Here is a 22,600-nt window from a genome sequence, read left to right as displayed (position 1 = left end):
GCTGCCTTGCAGCCCATTCGCGGGACAAGCCCGCTCCCACCAGTACACCGGTCAACTGTGGGAGCGGGCTTGTCCCCCGAAGAATCCACTGCCGATTTCCAGGATTGCTCGCATGCTCAGATTCCTGCTCACCCTCCTGCTCCTGCTGCCCCTGGCAACCCAGGCCAGCGAGGGCGAATTCTTCCTCACCGCCAAGCCCACCGAGCAAGCCCGCCTGCTCGAAGGCTGGGCGGCGCAACCCGATGCCGGACGCCTGGTGCTGCTGGAAAACCTGCGCCAGGGCCGCATCGCCGCCGACGACAGCCGCAAGGTGCGACTGAACAACCGCTTGCGTGGTCTGATCGACAACGCCCTGGCCAGCCACCAACTGCTCAGCGATGACAACACCGTGCGCCTGGCCGCGGCTCAGCAACTGCAGAAAAGCGCAAAGCCGGCGCAGATGGCCTACCTCGATCGGCGCTTCGCCATTGAAACCGACCCTGCCGTGCAGGCCGCCCTCAGTCTGGCCCTGGCCAATCTGCAACTGGGTGCCAGCGAGCCCTCGGTACGTCTGGCCGCCGTTCGCCTGCTCGGCGAAACCGGTGACCCACTGGCGCGCACCCGCCTCGAAGCGTTGCTGCAGGACGGCGCCGAGACCGATGCCAATGTGCGCAACGCCGCCGAAACCAGCCTTGCCCAGGTCAAACGCAAGCTGCTGTTCGGCGAGTTGCTCGGCCAAGCCTTCAGCGGCCTGTCGCTGGGCTCGATCCTGCTGCTGGCGGCACTGGGGCTGGCCATTACCTTCGGCCTGCTCGGGGTCATCAACATGGCCCATGGCGAGATGTTGATGCTCGGGGCCTACAGCACCTACATGGTTCAGGTGCTGGTACAGCGCTACGCCCCCGGCGCGATCGAGTTCTACCCATTGATTGCGCTGCCGGTGGCCTTCGCCGTCAGCGCCGGGGTCGGCATGGCGCTGGAGCGCACGATCATCCGCCACCTCTATGGCCGTCCACTGGAAACGCTGCTGGCAACCTGGGGCATCAGCCTGATCCTCATCCAGGCCATCCGTCTGCTGTTCGGCGCTCAGAATGTCGAGGTCAGCAACCCAACCTGGTTGTCCGGTGGCATCCAGCTGCTGCCCAACCTGGTGCTGCCGTACAACCGCCTGGTGATCATCGGCTTCGCCCTGGCCGTGGTGCTGCTTACCTGGCTGCTGCTCAACCGCACCCGTTTGGGCCTGAACGTGCGCGCCGTCACCCAGAACCGCAACATGGCCGCCTGCTGCGGAGTGTCCACCGGCCGCGTCGACATGCTCGCCTTCGGCCTCGGCTCAGGCATCGCCGGGCTGGGCGGGGTGGCTTTGAGCCAGGTCGGCAACGTCGGTCCGGACCTGGGCCAGAGCTACATCATCGACTCGTTCCTGGTGGTGGTGCTCGGCGGTGTCGGGCAACTGGCCGGCAGCCTGTGGGCGGCATTCGGCCTCGGGATAGCCAACAAGCTGCTGGAGCCGCAGATCGGTGCGGTGCTTGGCAAGATCCTCATCCTTGCGTTGATCATTCTGTTCATCCAGAAGCGTCCGCAAGGCCTGTTCGCCCTCAAGGGACGGGTAATCGACTGATGAACCAGCCTCTGCTTGTCACCGCTGCGCAAAAAGCCGGACCGCGCCTGTCGCTGGCCATCGGCACCGTCGTCGTCCTGCTGCTGTTGGCCCTGCCGCTGCTGTCGCTGCTGCCGGCCGACCATGCCCTGCAGATCTCGGCTTACACCCTGACTCTGGTTGGCAAGGTGCTCTGCTACGCCATCGTGGCCCTAGCCCTGGACCTGGTATGGGGCTATGCCGGCTTGCTCTCGCTCGGCCATGGCCTGTTCTTCGCCCTGGGTGGCTATGCCATGGGCATGTACCTGATGCGTCAGGCCGCAGGCGATGGGCTGCCAGGCTTCATGACCTTTCTGTCGTGGACCGAACTGCCCTGGTACTGGGCCGGCACCCAGCACTTCGCCTGGGCTCTGTGCCTGGCGGTGCTCGCCCCAGGACTGCTGGCCCTGGTGTTCGGCTGGTTCGCCTTCCGTTCGCGGATCAAGGGCGTGTACTTCTCGATCATGACCCAGGCCCTGACCTTCGCCGGCATGCTGCTGTTCTTCCGCAACGAGACCGGATTCGGCGGCAACAACGGCTTTACCAGCTTTCGCAGCATCCTCGGCTTCGACATCGCCGCCCCAGGAACCCGGGCGGTGCTGTTCACGCTCACTGTCGGCCTGCTGCTGGCCAGCCTGTACCTGTGCTGGAGACTGACCACCAGTAAATTCGGGCGCCTGCTCACCGCCGTGCGCGATGCCGAGAACCGATTGATGTTCTGCGGCTACGATCCCCGTGGCTTCAAGCTGCTGGTGTGGGTGCTGAGCGCTGTGTTGTGCGGCCTGGCCGGTGCGTTGTACGTACCCCAGGTGGGCATCATCAACCCCAGCGAGATGTCGCCGACCAACTCCATCGAGGCCGCGGTATGGGTCGCCCTCGGCGGTCGTGGCACGCTGATCGGTCCACTGCTCGGCGCCGGCCTGGTCAATGGCATGAAGAGCTGGTTCACCGTGGCGTTCCCGGAGTTCTGGCTGTTCTTCCTCGGCGCGCTGTTCATCCTCGTCACGCTGTACCTGCCCAAGGGCGTCGTCGGCTTGCTGAAGAAAAGGAGCCAGTCATGAAAGGCCTGCCCCCGGTACACCCGGAATTCATGCTCGAACCGGTCTTCGACCAACTGGGCAGCGGCCGCGAGGCCATCGGCCTCGGCCATGCCCGCAAAGCCGGCCTGGACACCCGGCATGGCACGGTGCTGAGCCTTGAGGACATCAGCGTCAGTTTCGACGGTTTCAAGGCACTCAATGCCCTCAACCTCTACATCGGCGTGGGCGAGTTGCGTTGCATCATCGGCCCCAACGGTGCCGGCAAGACCACGATGATGGACGTGATCACCGGCAAGACCCGCCCCGACACCGGCAGCGCATATTTCGGCGACACCCTCGACCTGACCCGCATGAGCGAATACCAGATCGCCCAGGCCGGCATCGGTCGCAAGTTCCAGAAGCCCACGGTGTTCGAGGCGCTGACGGTGTTCGAGAACCTGGAGCTGGCACTCAAGGCCGACAAGTCGGTATGGGCAAGCCTGGCCGCGCGCTTGAGCGGTGAGCAGCAGACTCGCATCGAAGAGGTATTGACCACCCTGCGCCTGCTGCCCCTGGCCCAGCGCCAGGCGGGCCTGCTTTCCCACGGGCAGAAGCAATTCCTCGAAATCGGCATGCTGCTGGTCCAGGAGCCGCGGCTGCTGCTGCTCGATGAGCCGGTGGCAGGCATGACCGATGCCGAGACTGAATTCACCGCCGAACTGTTCAAAGGCCTGGCCGGCAGCCATTCGCTGATGGTGGTGGAGCACGACATGGGCTTCGTCGGCAGCATCGCCGACCACGTCACTGTCTTGCACCAGGGCAGTGTACTGGCGGAGGGCTCGCTGGAGCAGGTACAGGCCGATGAACGGGTGGTCGAGGTTTACCTGGGCCGCTGATCAATACCAAGGACAAAACATGCTGAAAATCGACAGCCTGCACCAATACTACGGCGGCAGCCACATCCTGCGCGGCCTGTCCTTCGAGGCCAAGGTCGGCGAAGTCACCTGCCTGCTCGGGCGCAACGGCGTCGGCAAGACCACCCTGCTGCGCTGCCTGATGGGCCTGGTAGCGGCCCGCGAGGGCAGCGTCGAATGGGAAGGCAAGCCGATCACCACGCTCAAGCCACAACAGCGGGTCCATGCCGGCATCGCCTACGTACCCCAGGGCCGCGAGATCTTTGCGCGGCTGACCGTCGAGGAGAACCTGCTGATGGGCCTGTCACGCTTCAGCGCCCGCGAGGCCCGTGAAGTCCCGGCCTTCATCTACGAGCTGTTCCCGGTACTGGAACAGATGAAACAGCGTCGTGGCGGCGACCTGTCCGGCGGCCAGCAACAACAACTGGCCATTGGCCGCGCCCTGGCCAGCCGCCCCCGGCTGCTGATCCTCGACGAACCGACCGAAGGCATCCAGCCCTCGGTAATCAAGGAGATCGGCGCGGTGATCCGCCGACTGGCCGAGCGTGGCGACATGGCGATTCTGCTGGTCGAGCAGTTCTACGACTTTGCCGAGGAGCTGGCCGACCAGTACCTGGTCATGGCGCGCGGGGAGATCGTCCAACGCGGGCGCGGTGAAAACATGCAAGCCGAAGGTGTGCGCGGGCTGGTAACCATTTAATCTGCGCGCATCGACCTTGTGAGACGCTGCAATGAGCCACGACATCCGCGACGCCCTGCCCACCGACGTGCCGGGCATCCTCGACATCTACAACGACGCAGTGCGCAATACCACCGCGATCTGGAACGAGACCCCGGTGGACCTGGCCAACCGCCAGGCATGGTTCGCCGCCCGCGCCGAACAGGGCTATCCGATCCTGGTGGCGGTGGATGACAGCGGCGTGCTGGGCTATGCCTCGTTCGGCGACTGGCGACCATTCGAAGGATTCCGCCTGACGGTCGAACATTCGGTCTATGTGCGCGACGATCAGCGCGGCAGGGGGCTGGGGCCTCGGTTGATGGCGGCATTGATCGAGCGGGCACGGGGTTGCGGCAAGCATGTGATGGTGGCGGCCATCGAAAGCGGCAATGCGGCGTCGGTGCGCCTGCATGAACGGCTGGGGTTCGTGGTCACCGGGCAGATGCCGCAGGTAGGGGTGAAGTTCGGGCGCTGGCTGGATTTGACCTTCATGCAGTTGCTGTTGAACCCAGGGGCTGAGCCCGCTTGAATTCTGCACTGCCTGTACCGGCCTCTTCGCGGGACAAGCCCGCTCCCACAGGTACCCCACCATTTTCAGATTCAGTGGGGTGCTTGTGGGAGCGGGCTTGTCCCGCGAAGAGGCCGGTGCAGGCAATCAAATTCACATCTGGGTAAACCGCCCCAGGCGCTGGCGCAACATGCTGTTCTCGCTCCGCAGCTGCTGCACTTCCTGCAGCAGCTCCAGCGCCAGCGCCACGCCTTCCCATTCGAGTTCAAGCTCCTGGTGCAGCTTCGCCGCGCGCTTGGCCACGAGCGGCGCCTGATCATCGAACAGCCAGTCTTCCGGCGTTCGCCCCAACGGTTCGACGATCCCGTGCTCGACGATCTCGATCACATAGTCAGCCGTGATATCGGCTTCCTGACAAAGGGTACGCATATCCAGTTGAACGATCAGGGTGCTGCTCATGATCATTTACTCCATTGTGTCCTCGGATCGAACGCCGCCTTCTCGGAAAGCTTGGTCCACAGTTCGCGGACAGACTCGTCGGAAGTCGGCGGCATCACCACCTTCAGCTGCGCGTAGAGGTTGCCACGCTCGCCTTTCTTGTTGGCCAGACCCATGCCCGGCACCCGCAGGCGCTGACCGCTCTGGCTGTCGGGGCGGATGGTCAGGTTGATCTTGCCGGTCAGGGTCGGCACGGCCACCTTGGTGCCCAGCGCGGCCTCCCATGGTGCCAGCGGCACGGTGATGATCAGGTCATGACCTTCGACGTCGAACAGCGGGTGCGGTGCCATGCGAACGGTCAGGAACAGGTCGCCATTGGCTCCACCGCCGACGCCTGGGGCACCCTGGCCCTTGAGACGAATGCGCTCGCCATCGGTGACCCCGGCTGGAATCTTCACGTTCAGGGTCTTGGTGGTGAATCCAGTGCGCTGACCGGCAGCGTTGGTCTGCGGTACCTGGAAACTGATCTGCTTGGATTCCTTGCTGAGGGTTTCCTCGAGGAAAATCGCCAGTTCCAGTTCCACGTCCTGCCCTCGCCTGCCGGCACTGCGTTGTTGACCACGCCCACCGCCGAACGGATTGCCGCCACGTGCGCCGAAGATCGAGCTGAAGAAATCGGAAAAGTCGCCGCCCTCGAAACCGCCGCCAGCGCCGCCGCGGCTTTCCCAGCCAGGGGGCGCCTGGAACGGCCGGCCGTGCTGGCCGCCGTACTTACGGATCTCGTCGAATTCGGCACGCTTCTCGGCATCGCCGAGCACCTCGTAGGCCTCGTTGGCCTCCTTGAATTTCTCTTCGGCGTCACGCTCCTTGCTGACGTCGGGGTGATACTTGCGCGCCAGCTTGCGGTACGCGGCCTTGATCGCCTTCTCGTCCGCCGTGGGCTCTACGCCAAGTATCTTGTAATAGTCTTTGAAGTCCATCTACGGATCACCCGTGTGAATTTGCATGTTGCATCTGAAGATAAGGGCCAAGCATAGCCTTTCAAGGTTCGCTTGGCTTGGTCTTGGGGCAGACGATCGGTCTTGATTCTGTAGCTAACTGGCATACACTGCGCGGCCGTTTTGCCTCCGGAAGCTTTTTCCCATGTCTGACGTATCCCCGGCCCGTGCCCTCGGCATCGACTTCGGCACCTCCAACTCCACGGTCGGCTGGCACCGCCCTGGCACCGAGTCGCTGATCGCCCTGGAAGACGGCAAGATCACCCTGCCTTCGGTGGTCTTCTTCAACATCGAGGAACGTCGCCCGGTCTACGGTCGGCTGGCCCTGCACGAGTACCTGGAAGGCTACGAAGGCCGCCTGATGCGCTCGCTCAAGAGCCTGCTCGGGTCCAAGCTGATCAAGCACGACACCAGCGTGCTGGGCAGCGCCCTGCCGTTCAAGGACCTGCTGGGCATGTTCATCGGCGAGTTGAAAAAACGCGCCGAGGCCGCTGCCCAGCGCAGTTTCGACCAGGTCGTACTGGGCCGCCCGGTGTTCTTCGTCGACGAGGACCCAGCCGCTGACCAGGAGGCCGAGGACACCCTGGGCGAGGTGGCACGCAAGATCGGCTTCAAGGACGTATCGTTCCAGTACGAGCCCATTGCCGCAGCGTTCGACTACGAGTCGGGCATCAGCCGTGAAGAGCTGGTGCTCATCGTCGATATCGGCGGTGGTACCTCGGACTTTACCCTGATTCGCCTGTCGCCCGAGCGTCATCAGGTGGCCGAACGCCAGAGCGACATCCTCGCAACCGGCGGCGTGCACATCGGCGGTACCGATTTCGACAAACAGCTCAGCCTGCAAGGCGTGATGCCGCTGTTCGGCTATGGCAGCCGGATGAAGAGCGGCGCTTTGATGCCCACCAGCTATCACCTGAATCTGGCGACCTGGCACACGATCAACGCCCTCTATTCGCAGAAGTCGCAACTGGCCCTGGGCAGCATGCGCTACGACATCGAGGACACCCAGGGCATCGACCGCCTGTTCAGACTGATCGAACAGCGCGCCGGACACTGGCTGGCGATGGAAGTGGAAGCCAGCAAGATCGAGCTGACCGAACAACCGAGCCGCAACATCGACTTGGGCAGGGTCGAGCCGGCCCTGGCCGCAGAACTGACCCGGGTACTGTTCGAGGAGGCCATCGAGGGGCTGCTGGAGCGTGTGCGCGGCAGCGTGAGCGAGCTGCTGGCCAAGGCCGGCGTGAGCGAAACCCAGGTCGACACGGTGTTCTTCACCGGCGGTTCCAGCGGGATCCCGGCGCTGCGCAACAGTGTGGCGGCGATGCTGCCGAATGCCCGGCATGTCGAAGGCAACATCTTCGGTAGCATCGGCAGCGGCTTGGCAATCGAAGCGCGCAAGCGGTACGGGGCGGCCTGATAGTGTGCGACTGACTGCACTGGCCTCTTCGCGGGTAAACCCGCTCCTACAGGATCTGCGCCGGTTTCGAGGGCAGTGCTACCCGTGTAGGAGCGGGCTTGCCCGCGAAAGGGCCGGTACAGACAGACTCAGACCAGCTCGGCCCGCTTCAACTCACTCTTCAGGTAGGCGTAATACACCGGCCCCGCCACTACCCCAGGGAGCCCGAACGCCGCCTCGAACACCAGCATCGCCAGCAGCAGCTCCCACGACTTGGCACTGATCTGCCCACCAACGATCCGCGCGTTGAGGAAATACTCGACCTTGTGGATGACGATCAGGTACCCCAACGCCGCCACCGCCACCCAGATCGACAGCGACAAGCCAACGATGGTGATCAGCGTGTTGGACATCAGGTTGCCGATCACCGGCAGCAGGCCGAGCAGGAACGTCAGGACGATCAAGGTCTTGGTCAACGGCAGGTGCACACCGAACAGCGGCAGCACCACCGCCAGAAAGATACCGGTGAAGGTAGTGTTCAGCAGCGAGATCTTGATCTGCGCGAAGACGATGTTGCGAAATGCCCGCACCAACAGGCTCAGGCGCTCGAACAATGCCGCGGCCAGCGGCTTGCGCCGTGAGATATCGGGAATCCGCTGCAAGGCAACGATCGCGCCGAGGATCATGCCGATCAGCAAGGTGACGAACATGTGCGCCATGCCCTTGCCGACCAGTTGCAATTCCCCCAGGTGACTCTTCAACCAGTCGCCGATGGCGACCTTGAACTCGGCAGCACTGGCCGGCAGGTAACCCTCGATGAACGGCGGCAACTGGCCGCGGGCACGCTCGACCAGGGCCATGAACTTGTCCAGCGAGGCGCCAGGGTTCTCTGCTTCATGCAGCAGAAAGCTGAATGCGCCGGCGATCAGCAAGGTGAGGGTCGTGACTACCAGGGTGCCGAGCAGGGCCACCGCCAGCCAGCGGGCGCGCTGACCGGCGATCAACGGCTGCAAACGCGGGGTGAGCATGTTCACCAGCTCGAACACCAGCAACCCGGCCAGAAGACTGGGCAGCAATTTCAGGGGTAGGGCCAGGAGCAGGCCGGCGAACACGATGATCCAGCTGGCCAGGGTGATCTGGCGGGGGGTAAAGGTCATACAGCCTCAGCGGCAGACAACAGGACAGACCCGCAGTCTGCCAGCCTTGGCGGTGTAGGCATAGGCGCAACTCACTTCTTCTTCAGGCAGTCGCTCATGAACGCCTTGCGCTCGTCGCCTTTGAGCGTCTGCTCGGTGGCTTTGGCATTGCAGATTTTCATCTTTTCCTGCTGGGTGGTCTTCAGGCATTTGCTCATGAACGCCTTGCGCTCATCACCTTTGAGCGTCTGCTCGGTGGCCTCGGCATTGCAGGTTTTCATCTTTTCCTGTTGCGCGGTGGCGGCAAATCCCTGCGCACCGATCAGCATCCCCAACACCAGCAAAGGTACGTGCAACATTTTCATGGAGCGGTCTCCTTTTCTCCGCGCCCGGTGTGCGGAGCTGAGCGTGAGTGTAGACAAGGATTTCCCACTAGAGTCCCGCAGCCTTGAGCCGGGCGGCATGTTCGGTGAACAGGCGCAGCGGCTCGGCCCCCTTGCCCACTGCGCCGAGCGACTGATTGACGATGTCCAGGTGATCGAGCGGATAGTCGTCGCCAATCACCTGGCCCAGATGGGAGCTGAAGCGCCCGACCATGCCGTCGCACTGGCCCTTTTCCTTGACGAAGCTGCGGGCGAACAACCTGCAGAAATAACTGCTGCCATCGAAACGGTTGCGCCCCTGGTCGGTGCGACCTTTCTGTACAGTGCCGGACCAGGAGTAGTAGCGCACCCCGTTCACCTCGGCCGGCCCGTTGCCGCCCCAGGTATCGGGCAGCCCCTGTGGATAAGCCTGGTTGAACAACGCCACCCCGGCACTGGTAAGGGACTGGTGCGAGGCGTGCACATCAAGGGGTAACGGCTCGCGGCGCCAGCCGGTCTCCAGCCACATCTGCAGACGCGCCCAGGCGTGCAGTGCGGCCTTGAGCAAGCGCCCTTGGGGCGAGTCGCCTGGCGCCCTGCGCGACAGGTGGTCGGCCAGTTCCGAACCATGGTTGGGCCCGGCCACCGAGGTCACCGAAGCTACCCGCCAGGGGCGCTTGGCGGCGGCGTAGCGGGCATTGAGCGCGCCCTGGCTATGACCGATCAGATTGACCTTGTCGGCACCCGTGCGCTGGCAGATGTCTTCGATGATCGCCAGCAACTGCTCACCCCGCACCTCGTTGGAATGCAGCGGCGACACCTGCACGGGGAACACCTGCGCCCCGCCCTTGCGTAGCGCCGGCACGATCCCGAACCAGTAGGGGTAGAGCAGCACGCGTACGAAACCGAGCATGCCTGGTACCAGGACCAACGGGTATCGCGTAGCCAGTTCCTGACTCATTCACCTGCCCCTTCCGATGGACGCAGCTACCACCTTAGCGTGCGGCCAATGGCTATCGCAATCGAACTCCCGGCGCTGCCTGAGGTTCCAAACCTGAACAGACCCTTGAGCAAGGAGCGGGACCATGTACAAGCAGACCCTGGCAGTCCTTCTGGCTAGCGCCACCCTGGCCGCCTGCGGCAGCCGCCCGGAAAACCCGGTGGACTATGTCACCTACCGTGATGAGCCGCTGGTCAAGCAAGTGGAGAACGGTATGACCATGCAAAAGGTCATCGCCATCGGTGGCAGCCCGTCCAGTGCTACCGACCTCCCCCACGGCGGCACCTGCAATGACTACATCCTCAACCGCGACGGCCATCAGCAGCCCTACTACGTGCGCTTCGACGCCACCGGGCATGTCGATGCCAAGGGCTTCAAGACCTGCAAACAACGCCAAGAAGACAGCGACGCCGCCCACGGCGCATAAGTCTCGAGACTCCCCATGACCACCCTGATTCTTTCGGAGATGAACATGAACGCCACTGAACTGACCGATGTGCAAACCCTGCGCCAGCGTGCTCGCCAGCACGTGGAAAATGGCGCCGTGACCGAGGGTTATCACGCCGACCGCGAGCGCATCATCACCTTGCTCAACGAATCCCTAGCCACCGAGCTGGTCTGCGTCCTGCGCTACAAACGTCACTACTTCATGGCCAGCGGTATCAAGGCCAGCGTGGCGGCTGCGGAATTCCTAGAACACGCCAACCAGGAAAGCGAGCATGCCGATAAATTGGCCGAACGCATCGTACAGCTCGGTGGCGAGCCGGACTTCAACCCGGATAATCTGAGCAAGAACGCCCATGCCCAGTACGTGGCAGGCAGCACGCTCAAGGAAATGGTGCTGGAAGACTTGGTGGCCGAGCGTATCGCCATCGACAGCTACCGCGAGATCATCCAGTACATCGGCGACAAGGATCCGACCACACGGCGCATCTTCGAGGACATCCTGGCTCAGGAAGAAGAGCACGCCGACGACATGTCGGACTTGCTGCAGGGGCTGTGATTGAGGGGGCTGCGAGTGCTCGTCGGGGCATTCGCAGCGGCCCTGATAGCGAGCGCCGCGCGGGCGGCGCTCGATATCCGCCGCCCTACACCCCTCAAGCCAAGCGCACCCTCCGCAATCCCTTGCTATTTCTTACCCTTCACCGCAGCCGGCGCCTTGCCGGCTTTCATCTGTTCGAGCAACGGTGTGCATTGGTTGGGCTCATCACCACTGCTGGGCGCGATCAGTGCCAGCAACCCGGCTGCCGGCCCCACCGCCACCCCCAGAGCGACCATGCCCGCGCCACGCAGCGCCAGCGGCACAGCCTGCACCCCCGCACTTGGCTTGGCGAACGACCCGCGCACGTACAACGGCGAGCGCAGCGAGAACAGGCGCAGGCCTTTGGACTCGGGCGTGATCTTCAGGTCCAGCTGTTCGCTGGTAAAATTGGCGGTGCCGTTGATGTGGATGATCGCGTTCTCGGTGTCGAAGATGAACAGCCGGGTGGTGGCTAGGCCATCTTTGATACCTACGTCCGCCGCCGCACAGTTGATCTTCACCTCTTCATCGCCGAACAGCTTGCCGATCACGTAATTGCCCACGTTGAGCCCGGCGATTTCCATCAGGCTGCGGCTGATGGCGCCATCGTTGATCAACAGGCGCAGATCGCCATTGGCCGTCCCCAGCAGCGCCGCCACCGAGTTACCGCGGCCACGGACGTCGGCGTCACCGTTCAGTTGACCGAAGCTGGTCTGCATGGGCGCGAACGTGGGAAACAGTTCCTTGAGCTTGAACCCGCGCGCGGTGAGCCTGGCATGGCCTTGCAGTGGCACGCTGCGGCCATCGAGGCGGATAACCGAGGACAGGTTGCCCCCGGCCACGCCAAACCGCAGCGGCTGCAGGCGCAGCAGCCCATCTTCGAGGATCACATGAGCTGCCAGGTCGTTGAATGGCAGCTTCTCGCTGTGCACGATGCGCTTGCCAGCGAAGGTGACGTCGGCGTCCATGGCGCGCCAGCGCTCAGTGCGGAACTCCTCTACCGGCAGCACCTTGTCGGCCGGCTGCTTGCTGGCGCCGCCGCGGGCTTTCTGCTCGGCGTTGGAATCGGCCCCGATCAGTGGGGCCAGGTCCTTGAACAGCAACTGGTTGGAAACCAGATTCCCCGACAGCTTGGGGCGCGGCTGGCTCGCGACGAAAGACAGGTCTCCATGAATGTCACTGTCGCCTATCTTGCCGTTGAAGCCCTGGTAGTCGAAGGTGGCCCCTTGAGCGGCGTGCAGGTTGGCGCGCAGATGGCCGTCGGTGGAATAGGCCGGGGTGTCCGGCAGGGTCACGCCGGTCAGCGGGTAGAGATTGCCCAGGCTCGCGCCCGACAGACGCAGACGCAGGTCCAATGCGCCAAGGTTGCGCGGATCGGTCAGAGTACCGGCCAGCACCACATGGGTGTCGGCGATGCGCACGTCGGCCTGCAGCGGGAACGGCTGCTGGGCATCCTGCAGTGCCAACAGGCCGCCGATCTTGCCGGTACCGGATACTGGCTGGTTCTTGTAGCGACCCTCGACCTTGAGCCCGAACGCATAGTCCTGGGCGCCGCCGGCCTTCTCGGCATCGGCCTTGCCGACGATCTCGCTGAACGGGATCGGCTTGCCGAGCGGGTCTATCTGCACCTTCATACGGGTTTTCAGGGTCTGGTCGTCGAAGCTGACATTGCCCTGGTCGAAGCCAATGGCACCGATGTCCAGCACCCACTTGGACGGTTCCTCGTGTTCATCCTTTGGCCCGAAATCGAAGGTCCAGTTGGCCCGGCCATCGGCCAGACGGGTCAGGCTGGCACTGGGCTTGGTCAGGTCGATACGCGGAATGACGATCTGCTGGAACACCAGGGGCAGCGGCGCCAAACGGAATTCGACGCGCTCCAGGCCAGCCATCTGCGGCTCCTTGAGCCAGTCGGGATTGCCCAAGGTGATGTCTTCGGCGATGAAGTGCGGCCATGGCACCCATGCGCGCCAGCCGCCTTCCTCAGGCTCGGTGCGCCATTTCACGGCGAGGTTGCCGTTGATCGCGAAAGGCCGGTGAAGGGCCTCGGAGACCTTGTCGTTCAACATCGGTTTGACGCGGTTCCAGTCGAACGTGGCGATCACCACCACCAGGATGGCCACTAGCGTAAGCAGGCTGGTGAGGGTCCAGACGAGGATTCTGGCGGGGCGCGTCATTGCGTGGTTCTCCTTTTGGACACGGCACGAAACGGTGAAACGCTGGCCGTGATGGCCTTGCTAAATCGGACTGATGAAAGCCCTGAGGGTTTTATCGGAGCGCCATGATAGCCGCTGTTTTTTGTCCTGCCGCTCAGTTTCCTGCTGGAAAACGCTTGCTAGCAGAAAGCCACTACCCACTTGTAACGCCTGTTCCAGAGCGCTTTAGCCAGGCTATCAATCACGTCGATTGTTACCATTATGCGGATGAACTTTTCTCTGGCCGGGCCAAGCGTAGCATTGGCTCCGTACCCACTTTCCCGCCCCCCCCAGAGGAGCAATCAGACATGAAACGCCAACTTCTTACGCTCACCCTGTCCATCCTTGCTGCCAACGCATTCGCCATGCCGGCTGACGACCAGGCACTCACCTCCGAAGCGCGTTCTCCTTCTGCAAGCGTGGCCCAACCGCTGAAAACCGTGGCTGAAGGCGGTTCCGATCGCCTGATCGAACGCAGCAGCCGCGTGGCCGAAGGCGGTTCCGATCGCCTGATCGAACGCAGCAGCCGCGTGGCCGAAGGCGGTTCTGATCGCCTGATCGAACGCAGCAGCCGCGTGGCCGAAGGCGGTTCTGATCGCCTGATCGAACGCAGCAGCCGCGTAGCCGAAGGCGGTTCCGATCGCCTGATCGAACGCAGCAGCCGCGTGGCCGAGGGAGGTTCCGATCGCCTGGTCGAACTCAGCCACATGAGCTGATCATCATGGCCGATAAGAACAATCCACCCAATCGTGCCTGCTCCCCTCCCAGCCCGGTCCATTGACCGGGCTTCGTTTTTTTAACTAGAGTGCCGGCCTCAACCGCCACAGAAGCGTGCCCCATGCTGCCGCGTGCCGAACAGAAGCTACAGACCCGCCAGGCCCTGCTCGATGCCGCCTGCCTGCTGATGGAGAGCGGCCGCGGTTTCGGCAGCATCAGCTTGCGCGAAGTGGCCAAGGCCGCGGGGATCGTGCCTACCGGTTTCTACCGACACTTTTCCGACATGGATGCCTTGGGACTGGCCTTGGTCGCCGAGGTCGACGCCACTTTTCGCCATACTATCCGCCTGGTCCGACACAACGAGTTCGAACTCGGTGGCATCACCGATGCCTCCGTGCGGATCTTTCTCGATGTGGTGGCCGCCCACCGCGCCCAGTTCCTGTTCCTGGCCCGCGAGCAGTACGGCGGCTCCCAGGTTGTCCGCCAGGCCATCGCCCGTCTGCGCCAGGGCATCAGCGATGACCTGGCCACCGATCTTGCGCGGATGCAGCGCTGGCAGCACCTGGACGACGCAGCCCTGGCAGTGATGGCGGACCTGGTGGTGAAGACCGTGTTCGCCACGTTGCCCGAGTTGATCGACAGCCCTGAGCCGGGTTATCCACAGGCCCTGAGCGCCCAGGAAAAAATCACCCAACAGCTGCGCTTCATTTTCGTCGGGGCGCGGTATTGGCAAGGGCTGGGCAGCCCCGGTTGATGGGTTGTCTGTGTGGGCCCCTTCGCCGGTTTGCCCGCGAAGGGACCCGCACAGACAACCCACCATCGCAGTTCTGCTACCATGGCGCCCTGCCCGATTGCGACGAGCGCCTTCATGTCCGACCCCCGCCCCGCCCTGCCCGAACTGGCCCGCTTCAACCAACACTTTGCCCAACGCATCGTGCCGCTGTGGCAAGGCCCAGGCTGGAACGCCGAAATGGCCCTGCCCTACGAGGCGTTGGATGCCGAACACCGGCCGCTCCCGGTGCAACGCTACCGGGCAATGGCCTGCGCTCGCCAGCTGTACCTGTTCAGCAGCCGCATCGAGCAGCCGGGGGCAGCTCAGCGGGCAGCCGCACTGTTCCGATCGCTGCAAAAGCACTTCCACGACGCCGAGCACGGTGGCTGGTTCTACAGCATCGATGCCGCCGGCAAACCGCTGGATCGGCGCAAGGACCTCTATACCCACGCTTTCATCGTCTTCGCCTGCGCGCACTATTGGGGCAAGAGCGGTGACAGCCTGGTGGAATCCACACTCAATGCGGCCCTCGAAGTGATCGCCGAGCAGTTCGCCCGCGACGATGGTCTGTACGAGGCCAGCCTTGCCGAGGACTGGGGCGATCTCGCCAGCGGCCCACTGCAGAACCCGCAAATGCATCTGGCCGAGGCCTTTCTGCAGGTGCTCGCTGTGCGCGACGATGCAGCGGTACGCCAGGCGTTGTTGCAGTTGTGCGAAGCCTTGCAGGCGCATTTCATTGAACCGCAGCACGGCCTGATGCTCGAGAAGCCTCGCGGTGCTGTGGATAACTGGTTCGAGCCTGGCCACCAGTTCGAATGGTTCTATCTGTTGGACACCTCGCCCCTGCTGCGCGGCACTGCCCTGCACAGCTCCATCGGCCGCGCCTTCACCTTTGCCGAGCAATGCGGGGTCAAGGATTCGGCGGTGCTGGCGATGCTCGATGCACAAGGCAATGTGCTCGATGCGACCCAGCGCATCTGGGCCCAGGCAGAGTACCTGCGGGCGCTGGCGCTGCGCCCTGGCAACGAGGCGACCCTGCGCAGGCAGCTACAGGCTTTGCAAACTCGCTTCTTGCACGAGGCAGGCTGGCATGAGTGCCGCGATGGTGAGGGGGCGGTCAGTCGGCACGACATGCCTTCGACCACGCCCTATCACCTGGCGACCTGTCTCGAGGGGCTGTCCGGAGCTGCGTGATCAGCCCTTCGAGCGATCGATCGAGAACCCTGCCCAATCCTGGCTCACGGGCATCAACTCGAGGCTGTTGATGTTGATGTGTGCAGGCTGGTTGAGGATCCAGAAAATGGTCTCGGCGATGTCCTGCGGCTGGATCGGTTCGGCGCCAGCATAGGTGGCGTCGTACTTGGCCTGATCACCGCCGAAGCGCACCAGCGAAAACTCGCTTTCGCACAGCCCCGGCTCGATGTTGCTCACCCGCACACCAGTGCCACGCAGGTCGCAGCGCAGACTCAACGAGAATTGACCGACGAAGGCCTTGGTGCCGCCATACACGTTACTGCCCGGATACGGGTAGTTGCCTGCCACGGAACCTACGTTGAGGATCGAGGCGCCACGTCCGTGAGCGATCAGGCGCGGCAGCAACAGCCGGGTGGTGTAGATCAGCCCCTTGATGTTGGTATCGACCATGGTTTCCCAGTCGTCGAGGCTACAGTTCTGCGCCGCCTCCACGCCCAAGGCAAGGCCTGCGTTGTTGACCAGCGCCTGCAGCTTGTCGAACGTCGGCGGGAGGCTGGCGATCGCTGCTTCCACGGCTTGACGGTCGCGCACATCGAGTACCAGGCCGTGCACTTCGGTCTTTGCCGACAGTTCCGCACAGAGGGCGTCCAGACGCTCCTTGCGTCGGCCGGTAAGCACCAGCTTCCAGCCTGCATCGGCGAAACGCCGTGCGGTGGCTTCACCAAACCCGGATGTCGCGCCAGTGATGAATACGGTGGACGTCATGCAGTGTTCCTCGCTGTGGATGAATCGTCGACAGGGCTTGCAGCATGCCCTCCGCTGACGAGCTGAGCAAGCCGCACGAGCGTCTGGTCATTTTTTGTACAGTTTCGCCAAACCCCCATGACAGAGGCTCCCGCGGCACCTATGCGCATGTTATCCACAAGGCTTTCCCCACCGATTGGGGGCAACTGGACGACCGGGCGGAACCCTTTCAGCGTACAGGGGTCCTGGTCATCTCGGAGTGTAATGGCGCAACGCTTTCAAGTCCGCCGCTTGCAGCAGTCTGTCCAAGGCTTTTTCACAGACTTATCCACAGACTCGACGCTGTTCGAAAGCGAGCCCGTCGGCGCTTGAACGTGAAGAAAAACATCCACAGAGCGCGACTGATCAAAAAACGAGCGTTCGCCTGGAGCCCTTGCAAACCGTGGATTCCGGCCAGGTGCCACCATGTTTTCCACAGGCGCTTCCACATTATCCGTGGAAAAGATCAACCTGTGGAAACAATGGCTTGGGAGAGAAAGGTGGGATGGCGTCAGAACGTTGTGCGACAAGTTGTCCACATAGGTAGTGCGAAGCTTTTGGGCCTTATCGCCGGCAAGCCGGCGATACGGCATCAATGCCCGCCGAGGTAAGCGTTGCGCACCTCTTCGTTGGCCAACAGCTCCTGCCCCGTACCGGTCATGCGGATCTCTCCGTTGACCATCACATAGGCCCGGTCTGACAGCTTCAAGGCATGGTTGGCATTTTGCTCGACGAGGAAAATGGTCATCCCGGTCTGCGCCAGCTCACGCAAGGTGGCGAAGATCTGCTTGACCACGATCGGTGCCAGGCCAAGCGACGGCTCGTCGAGCAACAGCAACTTGGGCCGACTCATCAAAGCACGTGCGATGGCCAGCATCTGCTGCTCGCCACCGGACATGGTCATGGCGCGCTGGTTACGCCGCTCCTTGAGCCGCGGGAACAGCTCGTACATGCGCTGCATGTCTTCGTCGGCATGCTTGTCACCGATGGGGATGGTGCCCATCATCAGGTTTTCCTCGACGCTCATGTCGGGGAACACCCGCCGCCCCTCCGGCGATTGGGCGATGCCGTTGGAGGCGATGTAGTGCGACGACTTGCGGGTGATGTCGGTGCCGCGATAGACGATGTGGCCCGACGCCGCGCGCGGCTGGCCGAAGATCGACATCAGCAAGGTGGACTTGCCGGCACCATTGGCACCGATCAGGCTCACCGTCTCGCCTTCGTCGATGTGCATCGACACCTTCTTCAGCGCCTGGATCGGCCCGTAGAACACATCCAGGTCACGCAGTTCGAGAATGGGCGCGCTCATACCAGCTCCTCTTCATCCGCACCCAGGTAGGCGGCGATCACTGTCGGGTTGTGGCGGATATCCTGTGGCGTACCTTCGGCAATCACGGTGCCGTGGTCCAGCACCACGATATGGTCGGAAATGCTCATGACCATGCCCATGTCGTGCTCGATCAGCACCACGGTGATGTCGTGCTCGTCGCGCAGCACGCGGATCATGCGGCTCAAGGCCTCGGTTTCCTGTGGGTTGAGGCCGGCGGCCGGCTCGTCCAGGCAGATGATCTTGGGTCGGGTGCACATGGCCCGAGCGATTTCCAGACGCCGCTGCTGGCCGTAGGAAAGCTCACCGGCCAGGCGGTTGGCGCAGTCGACCAGGTCGACGACTTCCAGCCAGTAGAACGCATGGTCCAGGGCATCGCTCTCGGCCTTGCGGTAGGCCTTGGTATTGAGCACACCGGCCAGCAGGTTGCGGTTGACCCACATGTGCTGGGCCACCAGCAGGTTCTCCACCACCGACATTTCCTTGAACAGGCGGATGTTCTGGAAAGTTCGCGCCAGCCCGGCGCGGTTGACCAGGTGGGTTCCGCCGAACATCTTGTAGTAAATGCGCTTGCCCAAGCGCGCAGGCGAAACGAAGTCGGCGGCCTGGAAGCGCTCGCCGAGCAACTGGATGACGTTGGTCTGGCTGCCACGCAGGTTCAGTTCGATGCGCCCGCCACTGGCCTTGTAGAAGCCGGTCAGGCAGTTGAACACGGTGGTCTTGCCCGCGCCGTTAGGGCCGATCAGGGCGAAGATCTGATTGCGCCGGACCTTCAGACTGACATCGCTGAGCGCCTTGATGCCACCGAAGTGCATCATCAGATTGTCGACCGAGAGAATGATATCGTCGCTCATGGCGCCACTCCTTTACGCGGAACCACACCGGTACGGCTGATGCGGATCAGCCCCCGCGGTCGCCAGATCATCATCAGCACCATCAGCACACCGAACAGCAGCACCCGGTACTCGGAGAAACTGCGCAACAACTCCGGCGCCACGGTGAGCACGAAGGCCGCGATCACCACGCCCACCGTCGAGCCCATCCCGCCGAGCACGACGATGGCCAGAATCAGCGCCGACTCGAAGAAGGTGAACGAGGACGGGTTGACGAAGCCTTGGTAGGTGGCAAAGAACACCCCCGCAAGGCCTGCAGTGGAGGCACCCAGCGTGAACGCCGAGAGCTTGACCAGGACGTGGTTCAGGCCCATCGAGCGGCAGGCGATCTCGTCCTCGCGCAACGCTTCCCAGGCACGCCCGACCGGCATGCGGGTCAGGCGATGCTTGATGTACAGCACTGCCAGCACCACTAGGAACAGCACGACGTAGATGAACAGGAATTTCACGTTAGGGTTGTAGTCGATGCCGAAGAACTCATGGAACGGCACCCCACCGTCCTTGGCCCGGCGGCCGAACTCCAGGCCCAGGAAGGTCGGCGACGGCGCCGGCATGCCGTTCGGACCACCGGTGAACGACAGCCAGTTGTTGAGCACCAGGCGGATGATCTCACCAAAGCCCAGGGTCACGATCGCCAGGTAGTCGCCGTGCATGCGCAATACCGGGAACCCTAGAATGCACCCGGCCAGGGCTGCGGCGATGGCCGCCAGAGGCAGTACGCTCCAGAAACCAAGCCCAAGGTACTGATAACCCAGCGCCAGGCCATAGGCACCGATGGCATAGAACGCCACGTAGCCCAGGTCGAGCAGCCCTGCCAGACCCACCACGATGTTCAGGCCCAGGCCCAACAACACGTAGATCAGGCCGAGGATGACCACAGTCAGCAGATACTTGTTGGCGAAGATCGGGAACACGATGGCGATCACGATCAGCGCCGGGATGATGTAGCGCAGCCGCGACTTGTAGCCCGGCGCCAGCACGTGCACGCCGGAGCCGCCGCTGTCGAAGCCCTGCAATACGCGTTGGCCGCTCGCCGACTGCAGATACAGGCTGAGCAGGAAGCGCCCGATCATCACCCCACCGACCAACCACGCCACGCGCGCAGGTTGGGCATTGAAGCTGTAGCCGTCGAGCACGACGCCAACGACTGGGCCGAATACGATGAGCGCCAGCAGGCCGGCGACGATGGTCTCCAGCAGGCTGCGTTTGAGGTCGAAACCCTTGGTTTCGGATACTGAGGCAGTTTTGGCAACGGACATGTTCACACCTTAGCCACGAGCGGACGGCCCAGCAGGCCTTGCGGGCGGAAGATAAGGATCAGTACCAGCAGCGAGAAACTGAACACATCCTTGTAGTCGGAGTTGATCAGGCCCGAGAACAGCGACTCGGAAATCCCCAGGATGATGCCGCCGAGCATGGCGCCGGGCAGCGAACCGATACCGCCGAGCACCGCGGCGGTGAACGCCTTGATGCCGATGATGAAGCCGGCGTAGAAGTCGAAGGTGCCGTAGTTCATGGTGATCAGTACGCCAGCCAGAGCGGCCATCACCGCACCGATGACGAACACGTAGGAAATCACTCGGTCGGTATTGATGCCGAGGATCGAGGCCATCTTGCGGTCTTGCTGGGTAGCGCGGCACATACGACCGAGCTTGGTGTACTTGATCACGTAGGTGAGCAGGCCCATGCCGACGAAGGCGGCTACCAGAATGAAGATCTTGGTGTAGGTCAGTTGCACGAAGCCGCTGCCGACCTCGATACGCATGGCCCCTTCGAGCAGGGTCGGCACGCCTTGCTGGCGAGCGCCCTGGCTGATCTGCGCGTAGTTCTGCAGGATCAGCGAAATACCGATAGCACTGATCAGCGGAGCCAGACGGGTGGAGTTACGCAAGGGTTTGTAAGCGATGCGCTCGATGGTGAAGCCATAGACGCCGGTGACGACGACGGTGAACAACAGCGTGCCGAGCATCAGCAGCGGGAAGGATTCGATACCGAAGTAAGCCAGCAATGCCAGGCTGATCGCCGCGAGGTAAGCGGAGATCATATACACCTCGCCGTGCGCGAAGTTGATCATGCCGATGATGCCATAGACCATTGTGTAGCCGATGGCGATCAGGCCATAGACCGACCCTAGGGTCAGGCCATTGACCAGTTGCTGCAGGAAAATACCATCCATAACGCAATCTCACCTGATTGAGATTGCACGAGCGCCGACCACGGCGGGCCTCGAACAGAGCAGCCCTCGCAGCGCAGTACTGTGCAGATCTACGGATAAAGACAGGTACCGCGGGGCCTGGACCCGGGTGAATGCGCACCCGGGCCGGTGGCCGTTGTTATTTTTGTTTTTCCAGCTGGTGGTACTTGCCTTGGGCGTCCCACTGATAGACCACGTAGTCGGAAACGGTCAGGTCACCCTTGCTATCCCACTTCTTCTCGCCCATGACGGTCTGCACCGGATTGGCCTTGAGCCACTTGGCGGCGTCCTCGCCATTGTTCGACTTGGCGCCGTTGAAGGCCGCGGCCAGGGCTTGCAGAGAGGCGTAGGCATACAGGGTGTAGCCTTCAGGCTCAGTACCGGCTTTACGGAACTCTTCCACCACGGCTTTGCTGTCCGGCAGCAGGCGCGGGTCGGCGCCGAAGGTCATGTACACACCGTCCACGTACTGGGCGCCACCGGCAGTGGCCACCAACTCATCGGTGACGATGCCATCATCGGACATGAACTTGACGTCCTTCAGGCCCTGCTCGCGCAGTTGTCGCACCAAGGGGCCGGCTTCCGGGTGCAGACCACCGAAGTAGACCACGTCGGCACCGGCGGCACGGATCTTGGTGACCACGGCGCTGAAATCCTTCTCGCCACGGGTCAGGCCTTCGTACAGCACCGGCTTGACGCCGCGTTTCTCCAACTGCGCCTTGGTCGCATCCGCCAGGCCCTGGCCGTAGGTGTCCTTGTCGTGCAATACCGCGACCTTCTTGCCCTTGAGCACATCGACGATGTAATCGCCTGCAACGATGCCTTGCTGGTCGTCACGACCACACATGCGGAACATCGCAGACAGGCCGCGCTCGGTGACTTGCGGGTTGGTAGAGCCGGGGGTGATGGCGATCACGCCGGCTTCGTCATATACCTCGGAGGCCGGAATGGTGTTGGAGGAACAGAAATGTCCGACCACACCGATGACTTTGTCCTGGTCGACCAGGCGGTTGGCCACGGCCACGGCCTGCTTCGGCTCACAGGCATCATCACCTTTGACCAAGACGATCTTTTCGCCGTTCACGCCGCCGGCGGCGTTGATCTTGTCGGCCGCCGCCTGGGCACCTTTCATGTACTGCTCACCAAACGCTGCGTTGGCACCGGTCATGGGCCCCGCGACACCGATCTTGACGTCGGCCTGAACATACGAAGAAACACCCAGTGCCGTAGCTACGGCCAGAGCCAGGAAACCTTTCTTGTAAAACGTCTGCGACATGAGGTGGTGCTCCTAGAGTTTTTTTGGTTGGCACTACAACTTCTCAGCCTTGTGCTCCGAGCAAGGGCCGTGCCATTGGTTTTGTTATTTGCAGAAACACACTGAAGGGAATGCTGGGAAGCGA

The 22,600-nt window shown here is 62.8% G+C and carries 23 protein-coding genes; 11 read left to right on the top strand and 12 right to left on the bottom strand.

What is annotated here, in order from left to right:
* Positions 1–88 precede the first annotated feature (88 nt).
* From urtB to KY379_RS12865, 5 genes are read left to right on the top strand one after another with little or no spacing between them, the layout of a single operon-like run.
* Positions 89–1,600, top strand: coding sequence for an urea ABC transporter permease subunit UrtB (gene urtB, locus KY379_RS12885; RefSeq protein ID WP_397466175.1), 1,512 nt, complete (start codon positions 89–91; stop codon positions 1,598–1,600).
* On the top strand, positions 1,600–2,679 hold the full coding sequence (gene urtC, locus KY379_RS12880) for an urea ABC transporter permease subunit UrtC (RefSeq protein ID WP_261238832.1): 1,080 nt from the start codon (positions 1,600–1,602) through the stop codon (positions 2,677–2,679). The genes urtB and urtC overlap by 1 nt, the downstream gene beginning before the upstream one ends.
* Complete coding sequence (gene urtD / locus KY379_RS12875) at positions 2,676–3,533, top strand: urea ABC transporter ATP-binding protein UrtD (protein WP_261238830.1); 858 nt, start codon at positions 2,676–2,678, stop codon at positions 3,531–3,533. The genes urtC and urtD overlap by 4 nt, the downstream gene beginning before the upstream one ends.
* 19 nt (positions 3,534–3,552) lie before the next feature.
* Positions 3,553–4,251, top strand: coding sequence for an urea ABC transporter ATP-binding subunit UrtE (gene urtE / locus KY379_RS12870; protein ID WP_133324577.1), 699 nt, complete (start codon positions 3,553–3,555; stop codon positions 4,249–4,251).
* A gap of 31 nt (positions 4,252–4,282) precedes the next feature.
* A complete protein-coding gene (locus KY379_RS12865; RefSeq protein ID WP_133324578.1) occupies positions 4,283–4,798 on the top strand; it encodes a GNAT family N-acetyltransferase in 516 nt (171 codons plus the stop codon).
* 132 nt (positions 4,799–4,930) lie between these two features.
* On the opposite strand, the gene KY379_RS12860 is transcribed toward KY379_RS12865, so the two are convergent.
* The gene (locus KY379_RS12860) at positions 4,931–5,236 is read right to left on the bottom strand and encodes a chaperone modulator CbpM (protein WP_133324580.1); all 306 of its coding nucleotides are present in this window, start codon (positions 5,234–5,236) and stop codon (positions 4,931–4,933) included.
* Between the two features lie 2 nt (positions 5,237–5,238).
* Positions 5,239–6,195 (bottom strand): curved DNA-binding protein, encoded by a 957-nt coding sequence (gene cbpA / locus KY379_RS12855; RefSeq protein WP_261238828.1) that lies wholly within the window; start codon positions 6,193–6,195, stop codon positions 5,239–5,241.
* 163 nt (positions 6,196–6,358) lie between these two features.
* Between cbpA and KY379_RS12850 the strand changes: the two genes are divergently transcribed.
* Positions 6,359–7,630 carry an Hsp70 family protein gene (locus KY379_RS12850; RefSeq protein ID WP_261238827.1) on the top strand — a complete coding sequence of 424 codons (1,272 nt, stop codon included), beginning with the start codon at positions 6,359–6,361 and terminating at the stop codon, positions 7,628–7,630.
* Positions 7,631–7,758: 128 nt separating this feature from the next.
* On the opposite strand, the gene KY379_RS12845 is transcribed toward KY379_RS12850, so the two are convergent.
* The 3 genes from KY379_RS12845 to KY379_RS12835 form a co-directional block, all read right to left on the bottom strand.
* On the bottom strand, positions 7,759–8,766 hold the full coding sequence (locus KY379_RS12845; protein WP_133324586.1) for an AI-2E family transporter: 1,008 nt from the start codon (positions 8,764–8,766) through the stop codon (positions 7,759–7,761).
* 71 nt (positions 8,767–8,837) lie between these two features.
* Positions 8,838–9,110, bottom strand: coding sequence for a PsiF family protein (locus tag KY379_RS12840; RefSeq protein WP_133324588.1), 273 nt, complete (start codon positions 9,108–9,110; stop codon positions 8,838–8,840).
* A gap of 67 nt (positions 9,111–9,177) precedes the next feature.
* A complete protein-coding gene (locus KY379_RS12835) occupies positions 9,178–10,068 on the bottom strand; it encodes a lipase family alpha/beta hydrolase (RefSeq protein ID WP_133324590.1) in 891 nt (296 codons plus the stop codon).
* Positions 10,069–10,192: 124 nt separating this feature from the next.
* Between KY379_RS12835 and osmE the strand changes: the two genes are divergently transcribed.
* Both osmE and KY379_RS12825 read left to right on the top strand, forming a co-directional pair.
* Positions 10,193–10,534 carry an osmotically-inducible lipoprotein OsmE gene (gene osmE, locus KY379_RS12830; RefSeq protein ID WP_133324592.1) on the top strand — a complete coding sequence of 114 codons (342 nt, stop codon included), beginning with the start codon at positions 10,193–10,195 and terminating at the stop codon, positions 10,532–10,534.
* A gap of 45 nt (positions 10,535–10,579) precedes the next feature.
* Entirely contained in the window at positions 10,580–11,110 is a 531-nt protein-coding gene (locus tag KY379_RS12825; RefSeq protein ID WP_133325154.1) for a bacterioferritin, read from the top strand.
* Positions 11,111–11,235: 125 nt separating this feature from the next.
* On the opposite strand, the gene KY379_RS12820 is transcribed toward KY379_RS12825, so the two are convergent.
* Complete coding sequence (locus KY379_RS12820; RefSeq protein ID WP_261238825.1) at positions 11,236–13,302, bottom strand: AsmA family protein; 2,067 nt, start codon at positions 13,300–13,302, stop codon at positions 11,236–11,238.
* A 326-nt stretch (positions 13,303–13,628) separates the two neighbouring features.
* Between KY379_RS12820 and KY379_RS12815 the strand changes: the two genes are divergently transcribed.
* From KY379_RS12815 to KY379_RS12805, 3 genes are all read left to right on the top strand, one after another.
* Positions 13,629–14,036, top strand: coding sequence for a phage infection protein (locus KY379_RS12815; RefSeq protein WP_261238824.1), 408 nt, complete (start codon positions 13,629–13,631; stop codon positions 14,034–14,036).
* 122 nt (positions 14,037–14,158) lie between these two features.
* Complete coding sequence (locus tag KY379_RS12810; RefSeq protein ID WP_133324598.1) at positions 14,159–14,791, top strand: TetR family transcriptional regulator; 633 nt, start codon at positions 14,159–14,161, stop codon at positions 14,789–14,791.
* Between the two features lie 114 nt (positions 14,792–14,905).
* Positions 14,906–16,003, top strand: a complete 1,098-nt coding sequence (locus KY379_RS12805) for an AGE family epimerase/isomerase (RefSeq protein WP_261238822.1) — start codon at positions 14,906–14,908, stop codon at positions 16,001–16,003.
* Here the strand turns inward: KY379_RS12805 and KY379_RS12800 are convergent, their stop codons facing one another.
* The 6 genes from KY379_RS12800 to KY379_RS12775 all read right to left on the bottom strand — a co-directional run bounded on the left by KY379_RS12800 (position 16,004) and on the right by KY379_RS12775 (position 22,476).
* A complete protein-coding gene (locus tag KY379_RS12800) occupies positions 16,004–16,768 on the bottom strand; it encodes an SDR family oxidoreductase (protein ID WP_133324604.1) in 765 nt (254 codons plus the stop codon).
* 610 nt (positions 16,769–17,378) lie between these two features.
* Positions 17,379–18,095, bottom strand: coding sequence for an ABC transporter ATP-binding protein (locus KY379_RS12795; protein WP_133324606.1), 717 nt, complete (start codon positions 18,093–18,095; stop codon positions 17,379–17,381).
* Positions 18,092–18,967, bottom strand: coding sequence for an ABC transporter ATP-binding protein (locus KY379_RS12790; protein ID WP_133324608.1), 876 nt, complete (start codon positions 18,965–18,967; stop codon positions 18,092–18,094). Before KY379_RS12790 ends, KY379_RS12795 begins: the two co-directional genes overlap by 4 nt.
* Complete coding sequence (gene livM / locus KY379_RS12785; RefSeq protein ID WP_133324610.1) at positions 18,964–20,265, bottom strand: high-affinity branched-chain amino acid ABC transporter permease LivM; 1,302 nt, start codon at positions 20,263–20,265, stop codon at positions 18,964–18,966. Before livM ends, KY379_RS12790 begins: the two co-directional genes overlap by 4 nt.
* Before the next feature lie 2 nt (positions 20,266–20,267).
* On the bottom strand, positions 20,268–21,182 hold the full coding sequence (locus KY379_RS12780; protein WP_133324612.1) for an ABC transporter permease subunit: 915 nt from the start codon (positions 21,180–21,182) through the stop codon (positions 20,268–20,270).
* Positions 21,183–21,339: 157 nt separating this feature from the next.
* A complete protein-coding gene (locus KY379_RS12775; protein ID WP_133324614.1) occupies positions 21,340–22,476 on the bottom strand; it encodes a branched-chain amino acid ABC transporter substrate-binding protein in 1,137 nt (378 codons plus the stop codon).
* Positions 22,477–22,600 lie beyond the last annotated feature (124 nt).

Source organism: Pseudomonas sp. HD6422, assembly GCF_025377065.1.
Taxonomy (GTDB): domain Bacteria; phylum Pseudomonadota; class Gammaproteobacteria; order Pseudomonadales; family Pseudomonadaceae; genus Aquipseudomonas; species Aquipseudomonas putida_U.
This window is presented reverse-complemented; position numbering and strand designations above follow the sequence as displayed.

Bases quoted from the DNA above. Each gene is read 5' to 3' on its own strand.
- KY379_RS12795 (WP_133324606.1), bottom strand. From the start codon at position 18,095: ATGAGCGCGCCCATTCTCGAACTGCGTGACCTGGATGTGTTCTACGGG.
- KY379_RS12810 (WP_133324598.1), top strand. From the start codon at position 14,159: ATGCTGCCGCGTGCCGAACAGAAGCTACAGACCCGCCAGGCCCTGCTC.
- livM (WP_133324610.1), bottom strand. From the start codon at position 20,265: ATGTCCGTTGCCAAAACTGCCTCAGTATCCGAAACCAAGGGTTTCGAC.
- KY379_RS12825 (WP_133325154.1), top strand. From the start codon at position 10,580: ATGAACGCCACTGAACTGACCGATGTGCAAACCCTGCGCCAGCGTGCT.
- KY379_RS12860 (WP_133324580.1), bottom strand. From the start codon at position 5,236: ATGAGCAGCACCCTGATCGTTCAACTGGATATGCGTACCCTTTGTCAG.
- osmE (WP_133324592.1), top strand. From the start codon at position 10,193: ATGTACAAGCAGACCCTGGCAGTCCTTCTGGCTAGCGCCACCCTGGCC.
- KY379_RS12835 (WP_133324590.1), bottom strand. From the start codon at position 10,068: ATGAGTCAGGAACTGGCTACGCGATACCCGTTGGTCCTGGTACCAGGC.
- KY379_RS12780 (WP_133324612.1), bottom strand. From the start codon at position 21,182: ATGGATGGTATTTTCCTGCAGCAACTGGTCAATGGCCTGACCCTAGGG.
- KY379_RS12865 (WP_133324578.1), top strand. From the start codon at position 4,283: ATGAGCCACGACATCCGCGACGCCCTGCCCACCGACGTGCCGGGCATC.
- urtE (WP_133324577.1), top strand. From the start codon at position 3,553: ATGCTGAAAATCGACAGCCTGCACCAATACTACGGCGGCAGCCACATC.
- KY379_RS12850 (WP_261238827.1), top strand. From the start codon at position 6,359: ATGTCTGACGTATCCCCGGCCCGTGCCCTCGGCATCGACTTCGGCACC.
- KY379_RS12790 (WP_133324608.1), bottom strand. From the start codon at position 18,967: ATGAGCGACGATATCATTCTCTCGGTCGACAATCTGATGATGCACTTC.
- KY379_RS12815 (WP_261238824.1), top strand. From the start codon at position 13,629: ATGAAACGCCAACTTCTTACGCTCACCCTGTCCATCCTTGCTGCCAAC.
- KY379_RS12845 (WP_133324586.1), bottom strand. From the start codon at position 8,766: ATGACCTTTACCCCCCGCCAGATCACCCTGGCCAGCTGGATCATCGTG.
- urtC (WP_261238832.1), top strand. From the start codon at position 1,600: ATGAACCAGCCTCTGCTTGTCACCGCTGCGCAAAAAGCCGGACCGCGC.
- KY379_RS12820 (WP_261238825.1), bottom strand. From the start codon at position 13,302: ATGACGCGCCCCGCCAGAATCCTCGTCTGGACCCTCACCAGCCTGCTT.
- KY379_RS12800 (WP_133324604.1), bottom strand. From the start codon at position 16,768: ATGACGTCCACCGTATTCATCACTGGCGCGACATCCGGGTTTGGTGAA.
- urtD (WP_261238830.1), top strand. From the start codon at position 2,676: ATGAAAGGCCTGCCCCCGGTACACCCGGAATTCATGCTCGAACCGGTC.
- KY379_RS12840 (WP_133324588.1), bottom strand. From the start codon at position 9,110: ATGAAAATGTTGCACGTACCTTTGCTGGTGTTGGGGATGCTGATCGGT.
- cbpA (WP_261238828.1), bottom strand. From the start codon at position 6,195: ATGGACTTCAAAGACTATTACAAGATACTTGGCGTAGAGCCCACGGCG.
- KY379_RS12805 (WP_261238822.1), top strand. From the start codon at position 14,906: ATGTCCGACCCCCGCCCCGCCCTGCCCGAACTGGCCCGCTTCAACCAA.
- KY379_RS12775 (WP_133324614.1), bottom strand. From the start codon at position 22,476: ATGTCGCAGACGTTTTACAAGAAAGGTTTCCTGGCTCTGGCCGTAGCT.